Source organism: Meiothermus luteus, from assembly GCF_003574085.1.
Lineage (GTDB): Bacteria > Deinococcota > Deinococci > Deinococcales > Thermaceae > Meiothermus > Meiothermus luteus.
In genome coordinates, this window is the sequence record NZ_QWKZ01000154.1 from 1 (window position 1) to 3,892 (window position 3,892).

3 protein-coding genes are annotated in these 3,892 nt (G+C 62.1%); 2 read left to right on the forward strand and 1 reads right to left on the reverse strand.

Annotated elements, in window-relative coordinates; all coding sequences use genetic code 11:
- Window positions 1-421 precede the first annotated feature (421 nt).
- Both Mlute_RS14410 and Mlute_RS14415 read left to right on the forward strand, forming a co-directional pair.
- On the forward strand, window positions 422-1,921 hold the full coding sequence (locus tag Mlute_RS14410) for a TROVE domain-containing protein (protein WP_119361244.1): 1,500 nt from the start codon (window positions 422-424) through the stop codon (window positions 1,919-1,921).
- Between the two features lie 383 nt (window positions 1,922-2,304).
- Window positions 2,305-2,589 carry a YbjN domain-containing protein gene (locus Mlute_RS14415; RefSeq protein WP_119361245.1) on the forward strand — a complete coding sequence of 95 codons (285 nt, stop codon included), beginning with the start codon at window positions 2,305-2,307 and terminating at the stop codon, window positions 2,587-2,589.
- A gap of 283 nt (window positions 2,590-2,872) precedes the next feature.
- Here the strand turns inward: Mlute_RS14415 and Mlute_RS14420 are convergent.
- Window positions 2,873-3,892: zinc-dependent alcohol dehydrogenase (locus Mlute_RS14420; RefSeq protein ID WP_119361246.1), on the reverse strand; the 1,020-nt coding region annotated here is incomplete at its 5' end.

Below are 3,892 nucleotides of genomic sequence, written 5' to 3' on the forward strand. Positions count from 1 at the left end.
AAGGGGGCGGCGGGACTGATGTACTTATTGCATCTCAAAAAGTGGCCCGTGTTGCGCTCGGTCGGGAGGTTCTCGGCTAATCCTCACCCCCTGCTCAAGCTAATTCGAGGGTCGTGATAAAAGCCTGAACCGATTGACTACACTGGGTTGACACAGCTTTGATTTTGAGTTAACCTTATGGCTTGCCCGGAGGCGATGCGCTTCCGTTACTTCTTAGGCCTATCGGATAGGTCCTCAGATGGAGCCCTTTGGGCTTTAGCGGAGCGCGAATATCCCCGGGTCTTTGATACCCCCACAGTGAGGTCGGTAGGCGGCAAGCGGGTTTTAAGGTTAATTCTCCCTTCAAAATCTAGCCAGATCTAACAACGAGCGTCCATTGCTTTGCAAATTGCACCGCGCTTTGCGCGGAAGGAGGAGTGTCGTGTCGTTTAACCCTGTCCAGAAGACAGAAGTGCACTTTCGCACCCACCAGGGCGGCTGCGGCTTTGCTCCCACAGCCAAGCAGGAGCTTCTTCTTCTCTTGGCCGGCAGCCTTTTTGCTGGGGACCTCTTTTATGAAGGGAGAGGAGAGCGAGAGAGGCGCTTTTTTGATCTGGCGGCCCGGGTAACCCAAGAAGACCCGGAGTTCGTTTCAATCCTAGCTACCTATGCTCGGCAGGTTTTGGGCCTGCGTTCTGGCCCTGCGGCGCTCCTGGCCCACCTCTTTTGGTGGGCCCCGAGGGAGGTGGCTTTGGGGACTGCCCCCAGGGTGTGGTTGCGAGGGGACGAACACCTGGAAACCCTGGCCTACACCAGGGCCCAGGGCTGGAAGCTCAAAAAGGCCCTTAAGAAGGCGGTAGCAAAGCGGCTCAACTCCATGAGCCCCCACGCCTTACTGAAGTACCACAAGAAGGGGCACACCTTCAGCCAGAGGGACGCCCTCATCCTCGCCCATCCGCGGCCTAGGGATCAGGCCCACGCCATGGTGTACGAGTGGCTGGTGCGGGGGAAAGAGGCACTCCCCGAGGCTCAGGCCTTCGTAGCCCATCTCCTGGCGGAGCGCCCCATCTGGGAGCGGGTACTCTCGGAGAGGGGGAGCACCCCTGAAGCATGGCGGGAAGCCCTCCCCCACATGGGAGGCTTGGCCCTGGTGCGCAACCTGGGCAACCTGCACCGCCACGGGTTATTGGAGGTACCAGGGGTGGAGCGCCATGTGCTCAGGCGCTTAGGCAATAAGGAGGAAGTGCGCCGTATGGGCCTATTCCCCCACCAGTGGCTCCTGGCTCTCTTGCGCGGGGAGGAGGAGGGGTGGCCAGGATGGGTGTTGGGGGCCTTGGCGGCTGCTTTAGAATCCAGCCTTCCCGAAATTCCCTTGTACGGGGAAACCCTGATCTTAGTGGATGTGTCCGGCTCCATGTTCACCCCCTTGTCCGCCCGAGGCGAGGCCACCTACGCCTTGGCCGCCGCTGGCCTTGGGGCTTTGCTCTACCGCCATGCGGGAGGCAGGCTGGTGGGCTTTGACGACGAGATCCACCCTGTGGACCTTCCCCCTCGCGTCCCTTTGCTTTCCCTGGTCAAGGCGCTCCTTGCCCAAAGGGCTCGAGGAGGCACCTGCTTGGGCCATGCGCTTAGGGAAACCCTGCCTGGGTTCAGCGGGGTCCGGCTGGTCATCTTCACCGACGAACAGGTGGCCGACGACGCCGAGACTCCCTTGAGGGCTTGGGTTCGCCAGGGGAAAGACCGCAGGGCCTACGTGGTCAACGTGGCCGGTTATGCCCCCTTGGCCTTTCCTGAAGGGGGAATCCACCGCCTAGCTGGTTTTAGCGACCGACTGCTGGAAGTCTTACTCCTCCTAGAGGCTAAGGAGGCGGCTGATTGGATGCGGAAGCGGGTGGAAGGAGACTGGGCGACAACATCTGACGTGGAAGAGGAGGAAGCTTAGGGAAGCAGGGGGTGAACCATGGATTGGAAAAGTCCAGACTTGACCCTTAGGCGGCATTTGGTTTTTTCCTTGTTGCAAGGAACTCCTGGCTTGCGGCCTTTCCTTGATCCCGATGGGGACTCGGTTCTTATCCTCCAGAGCCCACAGGGGGAGGCGATGGCCTTGGTGGTGGTGGGTTGGCAGAAGGAGGTTCTCGTGGTGCAGGCCAGAGTAGAGGGTCTGGAGGGGGTTTCCACGCATGAACTACTCGCAACCAACTGCGTTTGGTTGGAGTTTCGCGCGACCATCCTCACAAGCTTTGACGTGTGTGGGGCACTCGCTTGCGGCTCCCTTTACGCGCATCCCCGTTCCAGGGATGACCCACGAGAGTATTATACAGGGCTTTGCCCTGGTGGGGCTATCCTTCCCCGGCCAAGGTGGAGCGCTTTGGCCGGGGACTGCCGCCCCACACCCCTATGGTTCAAACCAACGCCTGGAACGCGCAGAGGAGGTGGCCCAGGGCCTGGGTGCAAGAGGGGAGAGTTCATTTGGACTTCCAGGTCCTCCTGTGGGGTGATTTGGGCCGCGGGCTCCTTGCCTCCATCCTGCTGCCGGTCATTGCGGCTATCGGGGAGTTCCTGGAATGGATAGAGCAGGAGGGGGGAAAAGAGCCTGTTTTGGCCGCGTGAGAGCGTTGGACGCAAGGTGTTGCAAAGCTGCAAGTAAAGCATCACGGCCTGCTCGGAGGAATGGGGATGGAGAAAAGGGTAGAGACCTTTAGCCAAGCGTTCATCGGAGGGGCCAAGAACCTTGTCTTCTCCATGCAGGCCGTTTTGCAGAACACACCTCCTCTATCCCCAAAAAGGACTGGGACATCCGCTACAATCCGTATAGCGGTGAGTACGAGTTTAGGCCAAAGGAATAAGCTCCCCGCTGGGGGCACCCCCTGCTGCCGGTGCATTCTGACAAAATCTAAGGCTTGAAGACCACTTTGATTCCCCTGCGCCGCACTGCGGTCTGAAGGGCGTCGGGCCAGGCCTCTAGGGGAAACCTGTGCGTGACCAGGGCCTCGAGCCCCTCTAGCTCGGGCAGCAGCTTGACGGTCTGGGCGAAGTCGTCCCAGCTATAGGTGTAGCTCCCGAAAAGCCCAATTTCCCGAAACCAGTAGGGGGAGAAATCGTGAAAGGCGGTGGCCGGAGCGCCCAGGAGTAGCACCCGCCCCCCTTCCCGTACCGCCCAGCTCGCCTGCTGAAGCCCTCCCGGAGAGCCCGATGCCTCTATCACCCCTTCAAAGCCGCCACGCCAGGAGGTGGCCCCCAGGATGCCCTGGTAGCGGCGGGCCCCCGCCGCCTGCTGGGCGGCTTGGGCGGAGGAAAAAATCTGGCTGGCACCCAACCGCTGGGCCAGCTCGGCCTGGCGGGGGTGGCGGGCCACCGCGTAAAGGGGCCCGGCGTAGCCCAGCGTCCGCAAAAGCCGGATGGCCAGTAGCCCAATGCTTCCCGCCCCGATCACCAGCAGCCGGGAGGGCCATTCAAATCCATCGCCCCGGCCCCAAGCCTGCCGCAGGCCGTGGAGGACCACCGCTATGGGTTCGGCCAGCACCGCTCGTTCATCGGGGACCCGCTCATCTACAGGGAATATCCGTTCCCGGTGGGCCACCATCCGCTCGGCCCAGCCGCCCCCTAGGTCACGGCAGAAGCCCAGCATTCCCGGGGCTAGGCTGCCCTCGGCCACGTTCTCGCAGAGGTGGTCATCGCCCCGGGCACAGGCCGGGCAGTCGGGTAGGCCGCGCTCGAGGCAGGAAAGGAGGGGGTTGACCACCACCCGCACCCCTCCCAGCTCCGCCAGCACCTCGTGCCCCAGCACCGCGGGAAAGGAGAACATGCCGGAGAGGGTGGGGGCCTGCTTGCCGTAGAGTAAGGCCAGGTCACTGCCGCAGATGCCGGCGAGCCTAACCTTGAGCCGCTCAAAGCCCTGGGGGCGGGTGGGTTC